Below are 24,691 nucleotides of genomic sequence, written 5' to 3'. Positions count from 1 at the left end.
CAAATATAAGTTCTTAATAAAGAATAAAAATTAGAGTTAGAAAATACCAATAGATTAATCAACGATTAAAGACTGATGAAAAAACATGAGTAATTTTTTATTAATTCTAGGGCTGATCTTTTTAGTTGGCTTTCCAATTTATAGTCATCTCTATTGCTATCAAAAAATTCAGAAGTTCAAAGATCCAAGAGTATTTTATTTCTTTAGTTTAATTCCTGGAGTCATCTTTATTAGCAGCGGAATGTACTTTTCCCCTGTAGATACATTTATTAAATCTGAAGAATGCGGTGTAGTAGAACAATATAAAACTTTTCAGAAACGGAAAGGTCACTTCGAGCGCCTTGCAATTGTGATGGATCAATCTGGTTATATTCGTTATTTTGACTTCGATGATACTTTACCCCGTGTTCAAATTAACCAACATATTTGCTTTGAACTGTACGACCGTTTTAAAAATAAAGGCTTAAACCAATCACGAATTATAAGGATTCTAACTCCCTCTTAATGAATGAAAAATTACAAACGTAGCTTCCGTAGATAATGGATAAAGAAACTAAATCAATTTATCCCTTCTATACTTTGAAGCATTTATCATCACTTTAAAGCTCATATCGCTCCATGAATGCAATTTAGTTCAAATCATCACGGTTTCAGACTATAATTTTACATCTCTCGTATCTTGCCTATTTTTCTAAACTTATGAGTAAACATGATTCATCGCTTTCTAAAGATCAGTTTAACTTACTGAAAGCCTTTAAAAAGCAAATCTCTAATCCTCAAGCAAGTGCTATTGCAAAACAAGCAGAGTCACAAAAAACTCCAGCCATTGCAGAAGAGTTGGAAGATACTGAGCTTTTTAAAAAAGCCCTGCTTGGGGTAAAACCAATCGACAATCAAAATATTGCCGACACCAAAGTCACACGTCGCAAAAAAGTTGATGCCCAAACCTTGGCAAAACGTGCTGCGGCAGAAGGTGGTGCAGAGCAAGAGCTTACAGAAATTTCGGATACTCAAGCGATCTTAAATCCAGTGGCAAGCCAAGCGACTTTAAGCTATCGAATTGCAACTTTGCAGCACAAAGTATTTGAAGACTTAAAAGCAGGTAAAACTCGTTGGTTTGAAGCAGTCGATTTACATGGTTGTACGGTTGAACAAGCCCGAGCAGCCGTTCTACAAATCATTCAAATGGCAAAAGATGAAAATCAAAATGTCATCAAAATTGTTCACGGTAAAGGACCTGAGGGCATTTTAAAAACCTATGTCAATGGCTGGCTTAGACAACATCGTGATGTACTTGCATTTGTCAGCGCACCTGAAAATCAAGGGGGTACTGGTGCTGTTTTAGTGCTCTTAAAACGTGCAGAAAAGCACCCAAAGCACAAACAATAATCGGCATTTGGTTCAAAATTAAGTTTTTGAGTCGTTTTCTGATACAATTCCCGTTTTGTTCAACCCACCTAAGTGAACATTGTTATGTCTATGCAGCAATCGTACGCAAATATTTTAACTGCCGTTGGCGAAGATCTAAATCGCCCAGGCTTAAAAGATACGCCTATGCGTGCGGCTAAAGCTTTTTCTTTTTTAACTTCTGGTTATAGCAAAACCCTTGAAGAAGTTACAAATAGTGCGGTTTTCCCATCCGATAACCATGAAATGGTATTGGTCAAAAATATCGAGTTTTATTCGCTTTGTGAACATCACCTTCTCCCTTTTTATGGTCGTGTCCATATTGCTTATTTACCTGAAGGTCAAGTTTTAGGTCTTTCTAAATTTGCGCGTATTACTGAAATGTTTGCACGTCGTTTGCAGATTCAAGAAAACTTGACTCAACAAATTGCAGAAGCAGTTGCAGAAGTCACTCAGGCACGTGGTGTTGCTGTAGTAATTGATTCAGCGCATATGTGTATGATGATGCGTGGTGTAGGCAAGCAAGAATCAACGACACGTACTGTTTCTTTTGTTGGTGATTTTAAAACTGACAAAGATGCACGTCGTGAGTTCTTAAGTGCTGTTCCTGAGAGTTATTGATAATTGTTAGTGATAATCAGGCTTTATATAAGTATGGTTATCGCTAATTCAATTCATTGATCGAATATACTCACTCTGACTACCATCCCAATAACAGTGTAAACAACGCTGATTTTGAAAATGATGTTTACAATTTTTATAGCCATAGAGCAGATATGCACACTCAGGACATAATGCCTCCATTTTTGATGAATGCTTAAAATACTCACTTTTACACTCATCACACCTCATAATTTCATCTTTCATAACAATTTAATTTATAAATTTTCCATTATAATACGCTATCCATTTAAACATATGCATTACTTGTTATGTCATCCATTTATCTCGCAGGTCAGACACAACCTCTTCAAAATGAAGCCAGCATTGATTTTCCTCGTCCTGATCGTTTGGTGCGAGGTAATCCTGAACGTTTAACTTATAGTTTATACGAACATCCGCATATGGACTGCGGTATTTGGCAATGTGAAATTGGTGCTTGGAATATTCAATTCGCTGACAATAAACAAGAATTTTTTCAAATCATTGAAGGTATTGTTCGTATCCACGATGAAAAAACCAATTCCTTTATTGAAGTGACTGCTGGAAATGCAGGGATTATCCCACCCTCATTTGTCGGTACATTTGAAGTCATTGAAGCGGTTAAAAAATACTACGTCATCGTTGAAGTCTAGATACTGGAAATTGGCCTGATCCTAGTGATATCTTATCTAAAAAAACAGAACATAGCCTAAACCTACTTTATTCCAGTCTTTATGATCTTGTTGTTCAAAATCCCAATTCAGACGCAGAGTATGACTTGTATTCAGACTATATTGTAGCTGTGTACCGACTCTTAAATTCCACTGGTTCTGATTTTGCCAATACGGCAGTTCAATTTGCACCACACTATTAATATTATCAGACCATACGTTCATACACCCTACAGTCGGCCCAGCTCCAACGCGCCAACCTTTATCTAATTTTTTTCCACCTTGAATATAGCTTTGTAGTTGGGCATAACACAGATGTCGACGATCATAATCTGCCACGCTATAACCAACTTGCATATTTAGATTCATCACGCCATGTTGCGCATCTTCACTAAACTGCCCATTTTCAATTGCTTCCTGTTTCCAACCTAGATTAAATCCCCAAGTGACTGGTGCTTTAAATGGCTGAATCGGGTTATAAGAATTCACCGATAATAGATCTAAATGTTCGAGCTTGAGCTTGTCATCACGATATTGCAGACTACCATCTAAAAACAGTAATTGTGTGCCTGTGCGATAACCTCCTTGTAGATCAATCAAATCGTGATAGGCCTGACGATGACCCAGCTCCACAAACTTTTTTCCTTGCACCTCACCCACATTCACTGAAAAATTACGTGCATGATGCCCTTCTACAGGCTGCATTTTTGGACGCTCTGGTTGTTGACGTTGCTTTTCAACTTGAATTTGACTTCTTTCAGCAAGAAGCTGCCTTAATTTTGGCTGAGCAATATTGGCATCAACTTGACGGCTGATATATTGTAGATATAAGTCATCGTAAGCCATTTCTAAAATCTTGGCCTGATCTTGCTGACTATATGTTTTTAGCGTGGATTGAACTTGATCAGTTTCAATAAAAGCAATTTGATGGGCAACTTTAGCCAAATCTGTACCATGTTGTTTGGCTTGCGAAAGTAGTTGAGTTTCCAATGCAGGACGATAGACCACTTCTTTAACTAAAGCTTGCTGATCAACAGCCTTTAAGGTTTCGATTGGAATTGCAGCGTAACTAAACTGCTGTTTTAGGTTTAAATCGGGACGTACTAAATCAATTAGGCCTAATAAACGATAAGCACAATTATCACTGACGAAATAATAGGGAAAACTCACGTGCTGCATTTCCCAAATATGTTCGACTAAGAAACGAGTCTCTTCAGGGGTTAAATTGAGCTCATACTCCCACAAATCACGGCTTTCAAAGTCACCATACTCTTTTACTTTACGATAGTAAGGCATTAAAGAATATTCACCTGGATACTGCCCTGTTAAACCTTTCCATGCATATGACCAATTATCCTCACCACTGACTGTCGCTGCATAGTTTACTGCGTATGAAACTAAGTTTAGTTGCTTCTGATCTTTAGGGTCTAAACGAAGTAGCGTATGCCCAAATATCGAACTTGGATTACCCATAAAGTCAGTTGCGTAAATCAACGTAGCTTTATGTGGTTTAATTTGATTAATCCATTGATCAAACTCAGGACACTTCACTATTGGAAGCTTTTCGGTATCAATATTAAGTTGTTGGATCAACCAACGACTACGAGCTGGAAATTTGCAACGAATCGATTGATTCTCAGCAGTATTAATAAATAGAGCTTTTACATCAGCTTCTAATTCATTTTTTAAATTATTTTTTCCATCTTTTGCATAAAAATATCCATCATAAGCAACCTCACTTTTTTGCGATTGGTCAGCATACATTAGGCGTTGCCATGTGATGTCTTGATGCAGTTGTTTCTGCTCAGCAATCTTCAAATAATTTTGTATATCGGTTTCAACTGAAGCATGTGCAAAATGGCACATTAAAGTAGCAATGGTACAAGTTATTAATTTCATTCAGTCGCAAATTTTAAGATTATTAAGAATAAATTATCTATAAGAAAACCCTGCCATTAAGACAGGGTTTTATGTTCAAACGTATTAAACGTAAGCTGTGAGTACAGCATCTTTCGCCATTACACTTTGTAAAGAATCTAAAACTTGAAGCGTATTTTTATTTTTGCTTGAGTAAATTTCAGCAAAATTTGCTTTAGAAACAGCAAAGAAACGCGCTTTATCCGTTGCTTTGATCTGCATAAGTTCAGCAAGTACGTTTAAGCTTTCACCTTGACCTACTGCCATATCACGCGCTAAAGATTCAGCATTTTCATTTGTAAATGTAACGACTTGAGCCGTAACAGTTCCACCTTGACGGCATCCTAAAGTACCGAATGTAATCCCTAATAATTGGTTCGTAAAAATTCCATTGGTTGTTGCTGCAAGGATTTTAGGTGCAATACCTTTTTGACCTGCCCAAATTTGTGTACCAGCACCGCAACCAACATCATTATCAGCCATTGCAACACTTGAGCCAGCTGCCAGCAAAGCTGCTAATGCAATTTTTTTAACATAAGAAATGTCTCCAGTCTCAATTATTTTTAACTATTTGTTATCACTATTGTGCTGTGTAATTATTCTTACACAAGGATTAACATAACGAGGTTAAACTTTTTTAGCAAATAAATTTTGAAATATATATGAAATATTCATAACAAAAAGGAGCTCAATAAAAGCTCCATTTGCACGACTATAATCTTTTAGCGCAATCGCCAAGATCCATTTTTATCCCGCACACCTAATATTTTTAAAACCAAGACTAAACTTAAAAGTAATAATAGATACCAAGAACCTAACTTGCCCCAACCCACCATATGCCAAGCATCAACTTGACTCGGATATAACCAGATTTTATAAAATGTACTAATGTTTTCTGCAATCCAGATCAAGAAGGCAAGCACCAATAGTACAGGTAACATCGGAACTTTAAACTGATGCTGTTGTAATTGAAAATAAAGTTTGGTCTTCCAAAAAATAATAATACTCCAAACAAATAAAACCATTCGATAGTCAGGAATAAAAAACTTGGTCATAAAATTAAGGTAAGACAACACTGCTAAACACAGCATATTGCCAAAATTCGGCAAATTCTCGAATGAAACATTATAGAGTCGCAAAGACCGAGCAAAAAAACTACCCACTGCTGAATACATAAATCCTGCAAACAATGGCACAGTCAGTAATTTAAAGATAGCTGGTTGAGGATATTGCCATGAGGCAATCGCTGGATGGGTCAAAAATATTTCCATTCCCATCGCCATGATATGGAATAAAGCAATCACTTTCGCTTCTGCCCATGACTCGAGCTTTAAATAAATCAGACAGGCTTGAATAATCAGTGCATAAAACAACAAATAATCGTAACGAAAAAAACCCCAATATTCATGACTTGCCATCGGTGCGGTGACTGCAAATGCAATCAAAAGCAACAACCCAAATAAGGCAGCCGAGGCTGCCTTAAAGATAAAGTTGAGCGGTAATACAATCAACTGCACAAAACTGATCCTAGCGCGTTTACTTTGAAATGATTAAAAATATCAACCTAAATATTTAGTACTGTATTCATGAACAGTATCTACAAAAATCTTAGGCTGTGCTGGATCGACCCATTGGGTAATACCATGACCTAAGTTTGCGATATACCCTGTTTTTTCACCATTCGCATACGCATCATCCAGCATCGCTTTCACAGATTTTTCAATTGAAGCAGCTGAACCATAAAGCACAGCAGGATCTAAATTCCCTTGTAAAGCAGCACGCCCTGCAACCACATCACGTGCAGTATAAAGCGGTGTAGTCCAATCTAGGCCAAACGCATCCGCACCTGTGGTCAGCATCGTCTCCAACCACTGACCGCCACCTTTGGTGAACACAATAATCGGAATACGTCGACCATCTTTTTCACGTTGTAATCCTGCAATAATCTTGGTCATATAGTTCAGTGAGAATTCAATATATTCCCTATGCGCTAGCGCACCACCCCAGCTATCAAAAATTTGAATCGCTTGAGCGCCTGCATCAATTTGAGCATTCAGATAATCAATCACTGAATCAGCAAGATGATCAAGTAAAGCATGCAATACTTCTGGCTGTGCGTACATCATATTTTTTGTGAAACGAAATTCTTTGCTTGAACCACCTTCAATCATATAAGTCGCTAGTGTCCAAGGACTACCCGAAAAACCAATCAGCGGCACTTGTCCATTTAAAGCAGATCGAATCGTTGAAACTGCATTCATGACATAAGCGAGATCTGATTTAGAATTTAGTTTAGGTAAATTCGCCACATCTTGTTCAGTGCGCACTGTCTTATGAAACTTTGGTCCTTCACCTGTTTCAAAATACAAACCTAAACCTAAAGCATCAGGTATAGTCAAAATATCGGAAAATAAAATCGCAGCATCAAGCTCATAGCGGCGTAACGGTTGTAATGTTACCTCGCAGGCAAATTCAGTATTTTTACATAGAGATAAGAAATCGCCTGCCTGAGCACGAGTTTCACGATATTCTGGTAAATAACGCCCTGCTTGACGCATCATCCAAACGGGCGTGGTGTCTACAGGTTCACGTAATAAAGCTCGTAAAAAACGATCATTTTTCAACGTTGTCATGACCAATCTCTAAATTTTTTCATGTTGAGTGCATCATAGCAAAGTTAACCTCGAATTTATAAGTGAAAACCCATACAACAAATCAGACTTCAACTATTTTTTTTTACTTGGACACAAAACTGCTACTGCAAGCTGTTCTATTTTCTGTAATACTTGCAATATCTTATATCTCAATATGAATAATTCTTAAGGTTGAATTACATGTTCGTTCGCTCATTACTCGCTATGAGTTTAAGTTGTATTATTGCCAATGTTGCTTTTGCTACCCCAACAACTGAGCAACCATTAAATCCAAAAAAAATTTCAGCTCCAGTTCAAGATCCTATTGATCCACTATCTATCGAGCGTTCTGCTGCATCGAGTGTAATGGCTCAATCCGCATCAAGTGTTGCTGTTCAAGCTGCTTCTGAGCCACAAGTCAATACGGGAGCTGCTTCGGCAGTGTCTCAAAAACTAGAAAATGCACCCGATACCACGACTACAACAGCACCAGCTGTCAAAGTTTCATGGACTTTAGACAGTTTGAATACAGCTGACTGGTATGAAAATATTGGTAAAGGTCAATTTCCTGTATATGCACGTGCGCATGTGATGTTGAATAATGCTCACGCCTCACCAGGCGCAATTGATGGCTCAAATGGTAAAAATACACTAAAAGCAATTGCTTCATTTCAACAAATGAATGGCCTTACACCAACAGGTCAATTGACTAAAGAAACTTGGGATGCTTTAGTCGCTCAACAAACTAAACCAACTTATGTTGAATACACGATTACGGATGCAGATTTAAAAGGTCCTTACGCAAATTCAATCCCTTCTGACTATGCATTACAAGCAAAAATGAAAGGTTTGTACTACACGAGTGTAACAGAGATGTTGGGCGAAAAGTTTCATATGGATGAAGGTTTCCTCAAAAAATTAAATCCAACTGCAACCTTTAAGAAAGCAGGTGAAAAAATTGTTGTTGCCAATGTCCGTAACGACTTGCCTGAAGACATCCATTTAATCGTGGCGCATAAAGGCGCAAAACAGCTTTATCTGTTTAATAGCCGTAACCAGATGATTGCGTCATTTCCTGCGACAATTGGTAGTTCTGACACGCCTTCTCCAACAGGTACCTATAAAGTAGTCGGTGTTGCGAAAAATCCATACTACAGCTATTCGCCATCAAACTTTATTCAAGGAAAAAACCTTAAACCACTGACCTTACCACCAGGCCCAAATGCACCTGTGGGCAATATCTGGATTGGTTTAAGTAAAAAATCCTTTGGTATTCATGGTACGCCAAACCCATCATTAATTTCCAAGACAGCATCACACGGTTGTATCCGTCTTACCAACTGGGATGCGAATGACCTCGGTGGAAAAGTACGCTCTGGCGTTACCGTTAAATTTCTCGAATAATTTAGATTGTTCAATACAAAAACCGGATACTTGTGGTATTCGGTTTTTTTATTCTTTACTCAACACTGGGAAGTGGTTGATAGTAAATCTGATTACGTCCAAGTTGTTTCGCTCTATATAGCGCTTTATCCGCAGTATGAATCACCGAATCTTGACTAATTTTAGGGTTTCCATTAAACACCGTAATACCCAAACTAATGGTCACATGATTAGAAACTAGTGATTTTTCATGTTGAATCATCTGCCGATCAATCGCTCGATAAATATTGGTTGCTACAGCATATGCACCTTGAGCAGATGTTTCTGGTAAAAGCACCACAAATTCCTCGCCCCCATAACGTGCAATGAAATCCATGTGCCGAATTGAGCTTTTAATCATTTTCGCAATCGCGGAAATGACTTGATCCCCCATCTGATGACCATAAAAATCGTTATAATTTTTAAAATAATCAATATCTATAAATAATACGGACATGGCCTTACTTTCTTTACATGCGAGTTCATAGTAATAACTAAACATTTCTTCAAATGTACGTCTATTCGAAACTTTTGTTAACTCGTCATGTTGGCTTAAATGTAAAAGTTCAGATGCTTGTAAGCGTAGAATTCTCTCATCAATTTCAGATATTTTAGTTTTTAGAAATAATTTTCTGTCCTTAGAGGTGAGCATTACACTAATCGAAAAACCCAACAATAGACTTCCTATAAACGTACGCCCTAGCATTAAAAAATCACAGGGTACTTTGAGAAAGTATAACGACAATAAGATCACAATTGCTGCTGAAGAACCAATCCATAACATATGTTTGGGTTTAAGCCCACTCAAAATAAAACCCAGCATATATAAGAATGCAATCAACACCATCGACTGGTTTTGTAGCACCAGATTAGAAATACTCATCATTAACAATGAGGGAATGAAAATTGTACAAAATACAATCACACAGGTTGCAGGATAAAATAATGGGTTAAGCCGTCTAAAACGAGAAAATGCCCAAAATAAAAATAGTGCTGCCGCAACAACAACCAAGCTTAAAATGCTATATACAAAATCTAAAATAAAATGGGTGCTTGTTCGAATGACCAACAAATTCGACGGTAAAATCAAAAGTACAAAAATCGCATATGTAATTACCCCTTGACCAAAGAACTGAATCGCATTGATTCTAGTTCGATCAATATTAAATTGCCAAAACTCATTTTCGAGTTGGGTAGGCAAATTTTTTTGTGTTTTCTTGGTTCTAGAATGTGCAATGACTAACTGTTCTAGATCTTCTTTTTCTTTACATAACTGCTTAATATCATATTGATTTTCCATCCCTCTCACTCTTCTTATAATGCTGTATTCTTGTCCAGCATAAAAATAACACAATTTCTCATATTTTCATGCGCTTTGCGTAACCACTTATCCATAATTGTAGTTACCATTTTCACACTATATGCATTATTATTTATATTATTTTTTAAGCCTGAAGTATACCTTGAATACGATTACACTTTTACAGCCAGATGATTGGCACGCTCACTTGCGTGATGGATTAGCTTTAAAACGTACTGTTCCAGATCTTGCGAAACAATTTGCACGCGCGATCTGTATGCCGAACTTAGTTCCACCAGTCAAAACTGTAGAAGAAGCTTTGGCATATCGAGATCGTATTCTCGCTCATGTTCCAGAAGGACTACATTTTGATCCGCGTATGGTTCTTTATTTTACAGATTTCACTTCCCCTCAAGAAGTTCTTAAAATCAAAGAATCTGAATATGTAAATGCGATCAAACTATACCCCGCTGGCGCAACGACAAATTCGGATAATGGCGTTAGCGATATTCGTAAAGTCTATGCAGTGATTGAACAACTTGAAGAACATCAAGTCCCTTTATTACTTCACGGTGAAGTAACTCATAACCATGTAGATATTTTCGACCGCGAGAAACGTTTCTTGGATGAAATTCTTTCTCCATTATTGAAACAGTTCCCTAAGCTCAAAGTCGTACTTGAACATATCACGACCAGTGATGCAGCAAACTTTGTTCTTGAACAAGATCGTAATGTAGCTGCAACAATTACACCTCAACATTTACTTTTTAATCGAAATGATATGTTGGTTGGTGGTGTGAAGCCTCATTTCTATTGCTTGCCGATTTTAAAACGTCAAACACACCAAACAACTTTATTAGAAGTGGCAACAAGCGGTAGTCCAAAATTCTTCTTAGGTACTGATAGTGCGCCACACGCTCAAAATGCCAAGGAAAATGCTTGTGGTTGTGCAGGCTGCTATAGTGCACCAAATGCGATTGAGCTTTATGCACAAGCATTTGATCAAGTTGGCAAGTTAGAGCGCTTGGAAGGTTTTGCAAGTATGTTCGGTGCTGATTTCTATGGCTTGCCAAGAAATACATCAACCATTACGTTGGTGAAAGAAGAAAATACCGTTGCAGAATCATTTGATTATCTTGATGGTCAAAAAATTATCCCACTTCATGCAGGTAAGACACTGCAATGGAGAAAAGTGTGACACACGAAGAAAACCAAGCTCCTGTCATTGGTCAACGTTTCCGTGGATTCTTACCTGTTGTAGTCGATGTTGAAACAGCAGGTTTTAACTCACAAACGGATGCTTTGCTTGAAATAGCATGTATCCCAATTGTCTATGATCAACAGGGACAATTTATACCTGGTCCTGCTTTTCATGCACACATTAATCCATTTGAAGGTGCTAATCTCGATCGTCGTTCTTTAGACTTTATTGGAATTGATCCTTTCAATCCTATGCGTGTTGCAATGGCTGAAGATGAACGCGGTGCTTTACGCCGTATTTTTAAATCATTGAATGAAGTCCGAAAAGCACAGCATTGCACACATGCTGTACTGGTTGGACACAATGCACACTTTGATTTAGGTTTTTTACAAGCTGCTATCGCACGTTCAGGAACTAAAAACCAAAATCCTTTTCATAGTTTTTCAGTTTTTGACACGGTCACGCTTAGTGCTGTGATGTTTGGACAAACTGTATTGGCAAGAGCATGTATTCAAGCTGGAATTGAGTTTGATGGTAAAGAAGCTCATTCTGCTTTATACGATACGCAAAAGACAGCAGAACTGTTTTGCTATATTTTGAACAAACTGTCTCCTCATCTTCTTGACAGTTTAGTGACAGAGCCCTAATATACACCCACCTCAAGAAGTCCCTATCGTCTAGAGGCCTAGGACATCGCCCTTTCACGGCGGTAACCGGGGTTCGAATCCCCGTAGGGACGCCAAATTCAAAAAAGCCACTGCATCTTTAAGACAGTGGCTTTTTTATTGGTTCTTTATAAATAGAGCTGCTACAAAATAATTATTTTGAAAAATCTATTTTATTATTCTTAGCATATTTTCTACCCTATACTAAAAATAGATCAAAACCATAAATTTAAACCTAATATGCAAATCCGTTTATTCCACTTACAAAATTCACGTTCTCAGCGCATCGTTTGGTTTTTAGAAGAATTAGGACTTCCCTACGAGTTAGTCATCAACCACCATTCAAACACAGATCAAAAGAAAAATTCACCGCATCCATTATCCAAATTTCCTGCTGTTGAAATAATAAATCGAGAGCAAATTTTTATCTTAGCCGAAACTTCAGCGATTATTGATTACTTGTCTTATCTATATCCCCAATTAGGGCAAACTAAATTATTAGGATCACAACTTCAAAGTTTTTATTATTGGAAGAATTATTCTGAGGCGACCTTTATCCCCGATCTGCTACTCAAACAAATTTTTCACCAAATTGTACAACGTACACCATTTCCTGTTCGCTTCGTTTCAAAATTTTTAAAATATGGATTTGATCAAGGCTATTTAAATCCATCGTTACAGCAACAAATAACCATGATTGATAAGTATTTAAAAGATCATTTATGGTTTGCTGGGGATCAATTTACGGTTGCAGATATTTTGATGTGGTTTCCATTATTCGCTTGCGCACAAAACAACCATCAATGTAAACATATACAGCGTTATTTAGCTCAAATAGAAAACAGACCAGCCTTTAAAAAATCTTTAATCAAAGGACAATGGTCTGCTTCTACGTTTCAATCTTATTGGACGATGGCGTGGTAATTCAGTTATGCCGATTTACGCGAATTCACCCGACCTTTAACAACAGCCTTGATATTGCCTTTTGCATAATTCAAAAACACAATTAAAGGTGACAATTTAGGATTTGGTTTTTTACCCTGCCCAATCGCTTTAAATTGTGCCGCATACCAAATAATTTCCATGATTGCCATTTTATCAACAAAAGGAATCCCTGTTTTAATTTTATTCACGGCATAACGTACATCATTGCCTGCAATTAAACGATCAGTAAGATCCGTTTCCACTGCAAGTGGTCGAGCAATACCAATAAAATCACATGCACCACTTTGAAGTGCTGCATTCATTCCTGCTACTGTACGGAAACCACCCGTTACCATCAATTTGCACGCCACATGCTGACGAATTTTTTCAGCAAATTCTAAGAAATACGCTTCTCGTGCAATGGTACTGGCTTTACGTGATTCAGCTTTAGCACCTGCCATTGCAGGTGCTTCATAGGTACCACCTGAGATTTCGATAATATCAATACCAGCTTCATCAATGGTTTTGAATACAGTAATGACATCTTCTTCTGTGATTCCACCACGTTGGAAATCAGCTGAATTAAGTTTCACAGAAATAATAAAGTTTTCTGATGTTGCAGCACGGACAGCCTTATAAATTTCAACCAAGAAACGCATACGATTCTCAATCGAACCACCCCATTGATCGGTACGTTTATTGGTTAATGGAGATAGGAACTGGCTAATCAGATAACCATGAGCCCCATGAAGCTGCACACCTTCAAATCCTGCTTTTTCACACACTGCTGCGGCTGTTGCAAAACGTTGAATAATATCTAAGATTTCTTCATGTTTAAGTTCTCGGGGAGTTCCAAACATTGCTGCAAGCATTGGACTAAAAGGAACTGCCGATGGCGCAACAGTTTCTTTATTCAAACCTTTTGGACATTGGCGACCAGGGTGAGACAATTGAATCAACTGCACCATGCCATATTTTTTACCAACATCAGCCCATTGCTTTAATTTTGCTAAGTCACGTTCAGTTTCAATCGCAACCACGCCAGGCTCATTTTTGGCAGCAATATTGACCATCACATTGCCTGTAATCGCACAACCTAAACCACCTTTTGCCCATGCCTCATACAAGCCTATGTGCAATTCATTTGGCTGCCCTTCGTGATTAGCAAGTGCTTCACTCATGGCACCTTTGATAATGCGGTTTTTAAATGTGGTATTACGAATTTGAATACTGTCTGCAATCTGACTCATGGTCATCCTCTGTCCCAATTAGAGTATTTGCCCTAATTTAATCTGATTATTGTAACTGTCAAGCGTTCTTTCGATAAACTGACAATATCATATGTCAATTTAATTTCAATGCTAATATTCGCTCGCGGCAATCAATTGACGGGTATACGCTGTTTGAGGCTGACTAAATAAAAGTGCTGTTGCTTGATATTCCAATACTTTCGCATGATGCATCACCATGACTTTTTGGCACAAGGCTTTAATGACTTGCAAGTCATGACTGATAAATAAATAACTAATCTGCTCCTGTTGCTGTAAACGACGCAACAACGCAATGATTGAACGTTGTGTTACTCGATCCAAGGCAGAAGTTGGTTCATCTAGAATAATCAGCTTCGGTTTTAAAACTAAAGCGCGTGCCAGTGCGACCCTTTGTCGTTGACCACCTGAAAGTTGATGCGGATATTTGTTTTTATCCTCCAAAGAGAGTTCAACTTTCGTTAAAACGTCATCAATTTCCTCATCAGATCGTTGCTTAGTAATATTTTGAAGGTGAAGCCCTTCCGCAATAATTTGTTCAACAGACATCCGAGGATTTAGGCTACTAAATGGATCTTGAAATACAATTTGAAAATCACGGCGTAGGGGGCGAAGTTGTTTTTGATTGAGTTGATTTAAGTTTTGAAACTGCAAGCAAATTTCGCCTTCACTTGAAATCAAACGTGCAATCGCTAAAGCCAATGATGATTTTCCCGAACCACTCTCACCAACAATACCCAAAGACTCGCCTTTGGACAAATTGAAATGTATTGAGTCCGCTGCGACCTTATACGCTTTAATTTGGTTCAATAAACCACGTTTGATAGGATATTTGACCGTGACATTTTTTAGTTCAAGTAATGTCTCGCTCGGCGTTAGCGATAGAGCTTGTCCAAAATCGTGATTGAGTAAATTTCGTGTATATGCAGTTTTGGGGTGTGTAAAAATTTCAGTCGTACTACCCTGCTCTTCTACCTGACCTTGATTCAGCACGACCACATGATCTGTATATTGCTTAACCAGATTTAAGTCATGGCTAATCAAAATCATCGCCATGTTTCGTTGCTGTTGTAGTTTTTTTAATAAAGCTAAAATTTGCGTCTGTAAAACCACATCCAATGCTGTTGTTGGTTCATCCGCAATCAAAATCTCTGGCTCTAAAGCCAAAGCCATCGCCAACATCACACGCTGTCGTTGCCCACCCGACAACTCATGTGGATAGCACTTAAGAATTTGCGCTGCTTCAGCAATCCCAACATCCTGCAATAAAGAAAGCGTCTGTTGTCGAATATCCGCTGTAGAAATACCACGCAAAATCAAGCTTTCAGCCATCATTTTTTCGACATGATGCAAAGGATTTAATGCAGTCATTGGTTCTTGGAAAATAATGGCAATCCGCTTGCCTCGAACCTGCTGTAAATGAATTGGACTTAAAGACAACAGCGCTTGACTTGCAAACTCAACTTGTCCTTGTACTGTTAGATTATTAGGTAACAATCCCAATAAAGCCAAAGCACTGATTGATTTACCAGACCCACTTTCTCCCACAATCGCAACAGTCTTTGCAGGGTAAACATCAAAACTCAAATCTTTCACAAGACGATGTCCTGTTTCATTGTGAATGCTGAGTTGCTTAACCCTTAATAAAGCTGGATTTGAAACCGTATTATCGTCTTGGGTCGAATGCATCACGCGCCGCCTCCCCAATATAAATCAGTAAAGAAAGTACAATTGCTAAAGTAAAGAATCCTGAAAGTACCAACCAAGGTGAATCTAGGTTATTTTTACCCTGTAATAATAGCTCCCCAAGTGAAGCAGCATCTGGTGGTAAACCATAACCCAAAAAATCTAATGCAGTTAAAGCGATAATATTGGCGGTCAACATAAAAGGGATTTGCGACAAGCTAGAACTCATGGCATTGGGTAAAATATGCTTAAAAATAATTTGATGATCACGAACACCCAAGGCTTGAGCCGCACGAACATAATCAAAATTTCGGGCACGCAAAAACTCTGCTCTGACTAAACCCACTAATTCTGTCCAACCAAACAACAACATGATCAAAAACAACCAATAGACACTAGGGCTAAACATACTGACCAAAATCATGACGATAAAAAGCATAGGTAAACCACCCCATACTTCTAAGACACGTTGCCCAATTAAATCGATCCAACCACCGTAATAGCCCTGAATTGCACCGACAATAACACCAATCACGGCGGAACAAAGTGTCAGAGCAAAGCCAAATAGGAGAGAAACACGTAAACCGTAGAGAATACGAGCGAATACATCTCGTCCCTGATCATCCGTTCCAAGCCAGTTTTGTGAACTCGGTTTGGAGGGAACTGGTACAGTAAGCGAAAGATTTGGTGACTGATAAGAAAATGCAACGGGTGGAGAAATCATCCAGCCTTGATTTTGAATTAGTTGTTTTACCGCAGGGTCTTGATAATCTGTCGCCGTTTCAAAGACACCACCGAACGTGGTTTCTGGATAGTCTTTAAAAATAGGAAAATAAAAAGACTGCTGATAACGAACCAACAAAGGTTTATCGTTAGCAATAATCTCAGCAAATAATGACAAAATAAAAATGATTGAAAATAGAATGAGACAACGAACGCCCAATTTATTTTGTCTAAAACGGTGAAATCGTGCGCGCATCAGAGGTGACATCATTTTCCACCCCTCGCTTCAAAATCAATCCGAGGATCAATCATTTGGTAAAGCAAATCACCAATTAAACGTAAAATCATTCCAAATAAGGTAAATAAGAACAAAGTTCCAAAAATTACAGGATAATCACGTTGGGTGATTGCTTCAAAACCCAACAAGCCAATCCCATCGAGATTAAAAATGATCTCGATAAATAAGTTACCGACGAAGAAAATACCCACCAATGCTTCGGGCAAAGCTGCAACCACCACTAAAATGGCATTACGAAAAACATGCCCATAAAGTACCTGATTGTCATTTAAACCTTTTGATCGTGCCGTCAGAACATACGGTTTCTTTAATTCTTCTACAAAGGAATATTTGGTCAGATAGGTTCGTGCAGCAAAACTCCCTAATACCATACTTAAAATGGGTAAACTCATGTGCCATAGATAGTCTTTTATTTTGGCGAAAAAACTTAACTGATTAAAGTTTTCAGAAACTAGTCCTTGTAATGGAAACCACTGTAGATAACTCCCACCTGCAAAAAAAACGATGAGCAGAATCGCAAAAACAAAAGATGGAATGGCATAACTCACCGCCAGCAACAACGAAGTCGATTGATCAAACAGCAAACCATTATTTTTGGCTTTCTTGATGCCCAATGGAATCGCAATCAGATAAATCAGAAAGGTACTCCACAAGCCTAGAGACAAAGTGACAGGCAGTTTTTCATAAAGCAATTGCGTAACAGGTTTATCTTTAAAAAAGCTTATACCAAAATCAAATGTTAAATAGCCTTTGATCATCAACCAGAAACGCTCATGTGCAGGACGATCAAAACCATATTGTGCTTTAATTTTATCAATCATTTCAGGACTGAGCCCACGTGCGCCCTGATATTGCGCCAAGTTACTTAGGCTAGATGAAGCGCTTGCTCCTGTACCTAAACCCTGTGCATTTTGTATCTGTTGGATGGCTTGTTCGACAGGTCCACCTGGCGCAATTTGGACAATAATAAAGTTAATCAACACAATGAAATATAATGTCGGGATCATCAATAACATTCTTTTCAGAATATAGTGAACCATCTCATAAGATCCTTCATTATTTTAAGTCAGATTTTCGTATTGGTTGATCGAGTTTATTAGCTTTTACACGATCCACCCACCAATATTCCCATCCTACAGAAAGTTTCGGTTTTATTTTCGGTTGCTGATACATATCCCAATAAGCAAACCATCGCTCAGGTTTACCATAGGTCAGAATTTGATAATACCCTGCACGCAATAAACGATCGAGGACATGAGTATACAAGACGACTTCTTCTCGGGTTTTTGCGGCGACAATTTTGTTAATCATCTGATCAATTGCAGGGTTCTTTATCCCTGAATAGTTATAATTTCCTGCTTCATCCGCAGCAGCACTCCCCCACAACTGGGCTTGCTCTTTACCGGGTGTCAAGGTCTGTGGCAATTTCAACATCATCATATCGAAATCCTGATGACGGATTCGCTCCACATATTGCGGAACATCCACCTGTCTGAGGTTAACTTGGATTCCCAAACGATTCAAATTACGCACAAAAGGCATCAACTCACGTTGTGGGTTTTCTTGCTGCATTAATAATTCAATACGAACCGCTTTACCCTGCCGATCATATAATTGATTACGACGAATCACATAGCCAGCATCTTTTAAAATCTTTTGTGCAACCAATAAATTCTGCCGATTGAAACCACTACCATCAGAAACAGGATAATGCCAATCTGCTAACACACCTTGTCGTATGACTGGATTTAGTTGAGCGAAGAAAGGTTTCAAGACTTTTAATTCTGCGGCGCTGGGTCGACCTGTTGCAGCCAGATCAGTATTATCGAAATAGCTTTGTAAACGCTGATTTTGATTAAAGAATAAAGCTTTATTTTGCCATTCAAAATCATAAGCATACGTAAGTGCTTTACGAAGATGAATATCATTCAGTGGTGAACGACGAATATTAAATACCAAGCTTTGAATATCGAGCGGTGTCCCCAAACGTGCTTTGTATTTTTTGATCTGACCTGCTTGCACGGCGGGAAAATGATAAGCTGTCATCCAATTACGAATATTTTTTTCTTCATATAAATTAAATTGGCGAGATTTAAAACCCTCAAAACTAACATCTAAATTTCGATAATACACATATTTGAGTCGATCAAAATTATAACGCCCTTTATTGACTGGCAAATCCTTAGCCCAATAGTTTGGACTGCGTTTATAAGTGATACTCCGCCCTGCATCAATTCGCTCAACAATATAAGGCCCTGAGCCGACAATCGGTTGCAATGTCACACGCGTAAAATCTTTATTTTTCCAATCCAATTTTGAGTAGATCGGTAGACTCGCCAAAATCAGTGGCATTTCCACATTGTTCTTAGACTTAAAAATAAATTTGACCTGATACTTAGAAATCACTTCTGTTTTTGCTAAATCAGACAAATACATTTGAAAGCCTAAATTGGCTTTGGTTTGGTAAGTGTCAAAGGTGAATTTAACATCTTCTGCGGTCAAGGGCTGACCATTGTTAAAACGGGCTTGAGGGTTTAAATGAAAGATCACATCTTTAAGATGATCAGGATCGTAACTCACTTTTTCAGCTAATAATGGGTACATGACCCGAGGCTCATCTAAAGCGCGATCCATCAAACTATCAAAAAGATAATTTACACCTTCCGTAGAACTCCCTTTGCCATTCATGCTATTTAAATTATCGAATGTGCCTAAACTAGATTGACTGAGCATTCCCCCTTTAGGTGCATTCTGGTTGGCATAAGGCATCGCATTTAACTTTGCATATTTGGGCTGAACATGCATTGCTAAATAAGGTGTCGTCTGCATAGTAGCGCATGCGAAATGAGCAAAAAGGCTTAGCCCACAGAATAGACTAAGCCTTTTAACTAAAACAAATTGATTCATTCCTAATTACAGATTTGGAACTTTAATCACATCACCAATACGTAGTTGTGTACTTGGAGTGAAATCATTCATTTCAGCAAGTGCACTGGTGTCCATACCATATTTACTTGCTAGACCAATCAAAGTATCACCACGTTTTACTTTGTATTCAGTCACTGTTTTAGGGACTAAAATACTTTGACCGCGTTGCAAACTTGCATTCGCTTTCAAATCATTTAACTCAGCCAATTCACGACCAGACAGTCCAAAACGGTTTGCAATACTGTTTAGAGACTCACCTGCCTTCACCGTATATTTTTCAGTATTCTTGCTTGGCGTAGACTTAGCACTGTTTTTACTATTTTCAGATTTTGCTGATTCAGCTTTTGGTACATCACCCGTAAGTTTTAGCTTTTGCCCAACACGAACACTACTACCACGAGATAGACCATTTAAAGCAGTTACATAATCTAGTTGTAAATAATAACGACTTGCGATGTTGCTTAAAGTATCGCCTGATTTTACGGTATAAACATCTGGTGCAGTTTCTTCACGCTCTTTCTCTTTTAACTTGCTATTTGCACTGAGACCATTTTTGCTCGGCACATCACCTGTTAACTTGAGCTTTTGACCAACGCGGACACCTGCGGTACGTTCTAAACCATTTAAATCAGCAATATAATTTACTGTCAGCTCATATTTATTTGCGATTGCATTAAGACTATCACCAGATTGCACGACATATTGCTCAGGAATCGTTGAACCTGCTGGCACTTTTAAAACTTGCCCTAAACGAACACTTTTGTTGGCTTTGAAGTTATTCAGTTCAGCCAATTCACTCAATGTAATTTTAGATTTTGTTGCGATACTCGATAAAGTATCACCACGCTGTACAATATAGGACTCTGTCTTATAGTGACTTGATGCTGTTACATTTTCATATTTAACCGCACTTTTAGGTTCGACAGTTTCTTCTGTTTTTGAAACCTCATGCAGCGGTACGTTAATTTTTTGCCCAACAAATAAATTGCTGCTTGCAGTCAAACCAGAAGTTAAATCAGCCAATTCTTGATTAGATAAAGCATAACGATCAGCAATCAGTTTTAAATATTCCCCACGCTTCACAGTATAAGATTTCGTGGCTACCTTTTGCATCGTCGTTGCTTTATTTTCGACAGTGCGAGCTGACTGTTGTGGCGCGTTTAATTGAGTGTTCCGTGGATTGTTTTTTGGTTCTTTGAGCGTTAGTTTTTGGCCAACAAATAAATTATCTGTCACTGATAAGTTATTATAGTCTGCTAACTGTTTTAAAGTTAAATCAAAACGGGTTGCTAAATTGGTAAGATTATCCCCTGATTGTACGACATAACTCTCAGGTTTACGCTCAACGACTTTTGCAGCCTCAACAACCTGTGGTTTTGCGTCGTATAAATACAGGCTTGCACCTACAAATAAAGTTCCAGTCGGATCAATCTGGTTCCACGTTGCGATATCACGCCAATTGACGCCATTTTTTTGTGCAATCAAAGCCAAGGTATCACCCGGTAACACGACATAAGTGCTACGTTTTCCTTTCGGAGCAACCACAACAACATCAGTATCCGTTTTAATATACGGCTTTCCTTGATTGCGTTTAGCATCTTCACTATTTGCTGTCGCTGCATCTTCAACTAAGTTTTTTGGATAAGCAAAGCCCTTGCTGACCTCAACGCCTTTCTGATCAGCAACAGATTGGCTAGTTTGAATTGCTGTTAATTTAATCTTGCCATCAAATGGATCGACAATTTCTGTACCTTGAGGTGCAATTGCTTTAATTTCAGCAACGACTTGGTCTTTTTCTGCTTGTGTCGCTTGTGGTTCTAATACTTGAGTAACTGTTTTCTTCTCGCCGGTTTCTTTTACAGCGGCAATAATTTGTTCACGCTCTTTAACCGAAATCGGTGGCTCAATCTTAACTGGCTTTACATTTTCCGCTGGTGTAATCGCAACGGGAATACGCGGGGCACTAGGTACATCGGCAGCAGCAGCAAATGAAGCTAATGCATCAGAACCTCGTGGTGTATTGGTTTTAGTCAGCGTTGATGTTGTTGGGCGCGTTACTACTGTATGACTTGCCGTTAAAGGCGGTGGTGTCTTAGTTGACGGTGTAATCGTCTGACCTGAGTTGATATTGGTTCGAACTGTGGTAGTAGCGACATTAGATGTATTGTTATTCATTGCAGGTGGTTGGCTATTGCTTGCCCAGAAACCACCTGAACTTACTTTTCCAGAACGTAATTTCGCATCGACTGACGGACTTAAATCTGCAGGAATTAAAATACGCATTGGGCTCATTGGATCAACGGTTTCACCGCGATGAGCAGGGTTCAAAGCATACAATTCCGCACGGCTTAAGCCTGTAATTGAAGCAATTTGATTCATATCCAAAGGTGCAGCTAAACCAACTTCACGGAAGTGTGGACGGTTTGCGATAGGCGGCAAACTTACGCCATAGGCACTTGGATTTTTAATAATTTGAGCAACCGCCAAGAAGCGTGGAACATAGTTCATGGTTTCTTGCGGAAGTTTTAATGACCAGTAATCTGTTGGTAATCCTGCTGCACGGTTACGGTTAATCGCCTGTTGAATACGACCCGGTCCTGCGTTATAAGCAGCCAAAGCCAATTCCCATGAACCGAATTGATTATATAAACTACCTAAAAACTCATAAGCAGCGCGTGTCGACTCAACCACATCACGGCGACCATCATATAGACTGGTTTGCTGCAAACCATAAATACGCCCCGTGCTTGGGATAAATTGCCATAAACCCGCTGCTGCTGCACTACTGGTTGCAGCTGGATCGTAAGAACTTTCAATAACAGGAAGTAAGGCCAATTCGGTTGGCATACCACGGCGTTCAGCTTCTTTAACCGTATGATACAAATAACGACTGGCACGCGCGCTTAAGCGATCTAAATATGGTTGACGAGAAATAAACCAACTACGTTGTGCTTCAATACGAGAATCCCAATGGTTTAAATCCATTTTGAATCCAACCGTCATTCGCTTCCACACATCACCGTGTTTCAGTACCAATAAACGATCACCTTCAACAGCGCGCATATCGGTAGCTGATAATAAATCTTCTAAAGAATCTAAACTACTTGCATCTAAATAACCTGAACCAACTTGCTTAGATGATGATACTTTGTTTGATTGTGGTGTTGAGGAACAACCTGTCGTGATTCCCAACGCAGTTAGAGCAGAAGTGAGTACAGTGATTTTGAATAATGATGTTGCAGATGTTTGCAGCACCAATGTGTTCGATTTATACATAAAAACTTCCAGTCAACTCACGCTAGTTTATTTCTTTGATTTGCCATTGTAGTAAAGCATGTCACTTAGACAAGGCAATAATTTAACGTGATTTGCATGGAAATGTTACAAGAAATTAAAAAATATGAGTTTTGTAACCGCTCAACACCAGAATTAAGCTTTAAAATATAACTTATCTAGCTAGAGTGCTAAACTCTAGCCATATACATTCAAATAAAACATCATTTTTTATGAATGTAATCTCGTAATACAACACAAACTTTTAACTTTAGGTTTAACTATGTCTCAAACAATCACACTTTATGTTGATGGCGCATGTAAAGGCAATCCAGGTTTAGGTGGTTGGGGTGCATATATAATTACCGAACAAGGTGAACATAAACTTTGTGGCGGAGAACCTGAAACAACCAATAATAGAATGGAACTGCAAGCTGCGATTGAAGGTGTAAGTTTTTGCCCTACAGACGCACATCTGATTATTTGGACTGATTCCAATTACGTTAAACAAGGTATTACTGAATGGATTCATGGTTGGAAAAAGAAAAATTGGAAAGATGTTAAAAATCCTGATTTATGGAAAAAGTTGGATGCTGTTTGCGCTAACCGAAAAATTGAATGGAATTGGATCAAAGGGCATGCTGGACATGCTGGTAATGAAATGGCTGATCAATTGGCCAATCTCGGTGCCGAACAAACGGCTCAACAAATGAAATCTCTCGTGCAGGCTAACGCTGATACAAAAAAGCCTGAATCTGACTGGTTATTAGATGACCCATTTGGTCTCGACCTTGATGAAGATATTGATAACTTGGTTGAAGAAGTCGAAGAGATCAGTATCGAGGAAATTAAGCCTGATGTAGCTGTAATGAGTCACTCAATAAGCCCAAATACATCAACAACGACAGTTCACCCTCAGATTGTTATTACTGAGGCAAAAGTACACTTACAAGGCCCTCGCCAACTTATTCTGGATACCGAAACTACAGGTTTCTATTTCCAAGATGGTGACCGTATTATTGAGGTTGGTGCGATTGAAATGATCAATCGTAAACTTACGGGAAGCTCAATTCATATTTATATCAATCCAGAAAAACCTGTAGGTGACTCTGAGGATATTCACGGTATCAGCGACGAGTTTTTGCAAGATAAACCTAAATACGCAGAAATTGCCGACACACTGTTTAATTTTTTACAAGGCGCTGAAATTATTGCGCATAACGCGACATTCGATATGAACTTCCTAAATATGGAGTTCAAACGTGTTGGTCTGCCACTATTATCAGATGTTTGCGAAGTTACAGATACACTGGCTTTAGCTAAAAATAAACATCCTGGGCAAAAGAACTCTTTAGACGCTTTAGTTCGCCGTTATGAAATTCCTGCACGTGATCGTACCTTCCATGGTGCGTTACTCGATGCTGAAATTTTGGCTGATGTTTATCTCGCAATGACGGGTGGACAAGTTTCTTTTGATATGGATGCCCTTTCACAAAATGAACAAAACCAAAATAAAACCACACGTTCTCGTATCGAAGTAGATTTACCAATTATCTATCCATCAGAACATGAACTAAATGAACATGAGACTTGGGTCAAACAATTTGAGCAAAAACATGGAAGCGCTTGCCTTTTTGCAAAATAAATTTGCTGTTGAGCGTAATTTTTTGTATTTCAAGTTTTCAAACTTAAGTTATATTAACTGTTAATGATTTTGCCTCCTATTCTAGGAG

Annotated in this window: 20 protein-coding genes and 1 tRNA gene; 10 read left to right on the top strand and 11 right to left on the bottom strand. The window is 38.5% G+C overall.

Annotated elements, in window-relative coordinates; genetic code table 11:
* Positions 1-85: 85 nt before the first annotated feature.
* From CDG55_RS06040 to CDG55_RS06020, 4 genes are all read left to right on the top strand, one after another.
* The gene (locus CDG55_RS06040) at positions 86-505 is read left to right on the top strand and encodes a hypothetical protein (protein WP_087536276.1); all 420 of its coding nucleotides are present in this window, start codon (positions 86-88) and stop codon (positions 503-505) included.
* A gap of 194 nt (positions 506-699) precedes the next feature.
* A complete protein-coding gene (locus tag CDG55_RS06035; protein WP_087536275.1) occupies positions 700-1,389 on the top strand; it encodes a Smr/MutS family protein in 690 nt (229 codons plus the stop codon).
* A 90-nt stretch (positions 1,390-1,479) separates the two neighbouring features.
* Positions 1,480-2,028 (top strand): GTP cyclohydrolase I FolE, encoded by a 549-nt coding sequence (gene folE, locus CDG55_RS06030; RefSeq protein ID WP_017397502.1) that lies wholly within the window; start codon positions 1,480-1,482, stop codon positions 2,026-2,028.
* A 311-nt stretch (positions 2,029-2,339) separates the two neighbouring features.
* Positions 2,340-2,702, top strand: a complete 363-nt coding sequence (locus CDG55_RS06020; protein WP_087536273.1) for a cupin domain-containing protein — start codon at positions 2,340-2,342, stop codon at positions 2,700-2,702.
* A 36-nt stretch (positions 2,703-2,738) separates the two neighbouring features.
* Here the strand turns inward: CDG55_RS06020 and CDG55_RS06015 are convergent, their stop codons facing one another.
* The 4 genes from CDG55_RS06015 to hemE form a co-directional block, all read right to left on the bottom strand.
* On the bottom strand, positions 2,739-4,619 hold the full coding sequence (locus CDG55_RS06015; protein ID WP_087536272.1) for a DUF4105 domain-containing protein: 1,881 nt from the start codon (positions 4,617-4,619) through the stop codon (positions 2,739-2,741).
* A gap of 84 nt (positions 4,620-4,703) precedes the next feature.
* Positions 4,704-5,120, bottom strand: coding sequence for a DUF3015 family protein (locus CDG55_RS06010; RefSeq protein ID WP_087536293.1), 417 nt, complete (start codon positions 5,118-5,120; stop codon positions 4,704-4,706).
* Positions 5,121-5,359: 239 nt separating this feature from the next.
* Complete coding sequence (locus CDG55_RS06005) at positions 5,360-6,154, bottom strand: DUF817 domain-containing protein (protein ID WP_087536271.1); 795 nt, start codon at positions 6,152-6,154, stop codon at positions 5,360-5,362.
* 42 nt (positions 6,155-6,196) lie between these two features.
* Positions 6,197-7,270, bottom strand: a complete 1,074-nt coding sequence (gene hemE, locus CDG55_RS06000) for a uroporphyrinogen decarboxylase (protein WP_087536270.1) — start codon at positions 7,268-7,270, stop codon at positions 6,197-6,199.
* A gap of 201 nt (positions 7,271-7,471) precedes the next feature.
* Between hemE and CDG55_RS05995 the strand changes: the two genes are divergently transcribed.
* On the top strand, positions 7,472-8,674 hold the full coding sequence (locus CDG55_RS05995; protein ID WP_087536269.1) for a L,D-transpeptidase family protein: 1,203 nt from the start codon (positions 7,472-7,474) through the stop codon (positions 8,672-8,674).
* Positions 8,675-8,729: 55 nt separating this feature from the next.
* Here CDG55_RS05995 and CDG55_RS05990 read toward each other — a convergent pair whose 3' ends face one another.
* The gene (locus CDG55_RS05990) at positions 8,730-9,992 is read right to left on the bottom strand and encodes a GGDEF domain-containing protein (protein ID WP_087536268.1); all 1,263 of its coding nucleotides are present in this window, start codon (positions 9,990-9,992) and stop codon (positions 8,730-8,732) included.
* Between the two features lie 163 nt (positions 9,993-10,155).
* On the opposite strand from CDG55_RS05990, the gene pyrC reads away from it, so the two are divergent.
* The 4 genes from pyrC (at position 10,156) to CDG55_RS05970 (ending at position 12,782) form a co-directional block, all read left to right on the top strand.
* Positions 10,156-11,190, top strand: a complete 1,035-nt coding sequence (gene pyrC / locus CDG55_RS05985) for a dihydroorotase (protein WP_087536292.1) — start codon at positions 10,156-10,158, stop codon at positions 11,188-11,190.
* The gene (rnt, locus tag CDG55_RS05980; RefSeq protein WP_004912370.1) at positions 11,175-11,840 is read left to right on the top strand and encodes a ribonuclease T; all 666 of its coding nucleotides are present in this window, start codon (positions 11,175-11,177) and stop codon (positions 11,838-11,840) included. The genes pyrC and rnt overlap by 16 nt, the downstream gene beginning before the upstream one ends.
* Before the next feature lie 19 nt (positions 11,841-11,859).
* Positions 11,860-11,935: transfer RNA gene (locus CDG55_RS05975), tRNA-Glu, on the top strand.
* A 163-nt stretch (positions 11,936-12,098) separates the two neighbouring features.
* Positions 12,099-12,782 carry a glutathione S-transferase gene (locus tag CDG55_RS05970; RefSeq protein ID WP_087536267.1) on the top strand — a complete coding sequence of 228 codons (684 nt, stop codon included), beginning with the start codon at positions 12,099-12,101 and terminating at the stop codon, positions 12,780-12,782.
* A 5-nt stretch (positions 12,783-12,787) separates the two neighbouring features.
* Here the strand turns inward: CDG55_RS05970 and CDG55_RS05965 are convergent, their stop codons facing one another.
* From CDG55_RS05965 to CDG55_RS05940, 6 genes are all read right to left on the bottom strand, one after another.
* Entirely contained in the window at positions 12,788-14,032 is a 1,245-nt protein-coding gene (locus tag CDG55_RS05965; RefSeq protein WP_005157766.1) for an NADH:flavin oxidoreductase/NADH oxidase family protein, read from the bottom strand.
* Between the two features lie 111 nt (positions 14,033-14,143).
* Positions 14,144-15,739 (bottom strand): ABC transporter ATP-binding protein, encoded by a 1,596-nt coding sequence (locus CDG55_RS05960; RefSeq protein WP_087536266.1) that lies wholly within the window; start codon positions 15,737-15,739, stop codon positions 14,144-14,146.
* Positions 15,717-16,727, bottom strand: coding sequence for an ABC transporter permease (locus tag CDG55_RS05955; protein WP_087536291.1), 1,011 nt, complete (start codon positions 16,725-16,727; stop codon positions 15,717-15,719). Before CDG55_RS05955 ends, CDG55_RS05960 begins: the two co-directional genes overlap by 23 nt.
* Positions 16,727-17,797 (bottom strand): microcin C ABC transporter permease YejB, encoded by a 1,071-nt coding sequence (gene yejB, locus CDG55_RS05950; RefSeq protein ID WP_087536265.1) that lies wholly within the window; start codon positions 17,795-17,797, stop codon positions 16,727-16,729. The genes CDG55_RS05955 and yejB overlap by 1 nt, the downstream gene beginning before the upstream one ends.
* Positions 17,798-17,813: 16 nt before the next feature.
* The gene (locus CDG55_RS05945; RefSeq protein WP_087536264.1) at positions 17,814-19,664 is read right to left on the bottom strand and encodes an extracellular solute-binding protein; all 1,851 of its coding nucleotides are present in this window, start codon (positions 19,662-19,664) and stop codon (positions 17,814-17,816) included.
* A 6-nt stretch (positions 19,665-19,670) separates the two neighbouring features.
* Entirely contained in the window at positions 19,671-22,961 is a 3,291-nt protein-coding gene (locus tag CDG55_RS05940; protein WP_087536263.1) for a lytic transglycosylase, read from the bottom strand.
* 280 nt (positions 22,962-23,241) lie between these two features.
* On the opposite strand from CDG55_RS05940, the gene dnaQ reads away from it, so the two are divergent.
* On the top strand, positions 23,242-24,603 hold the full coding sequence (gene dnaQ / locus CDG55_RS05935) for a DNA polymerase III subunit epsilon (protein WP_005157782.1): 1,362 nt from the start codon (positions 23,242-23,244) through the stop codon (positions 24,601-24,603).
* Positions 24,604-24,691: the final 88 nt, after the last annotated feature.

It is taken from the genome of Acinetobacter sp. WCHA45, assembly GCF_002165255.2.
Classification (GTDB): Bacteria; Pseudomonadota; Gammaproteobacteria; order Pseudomonadales; family Moraxellaceae; genus Acinetobacter.
Note: the sequence above shows the minus strand (reverse complement) of the source record. Positions and strands in the feature narration are given on the sequence as shown.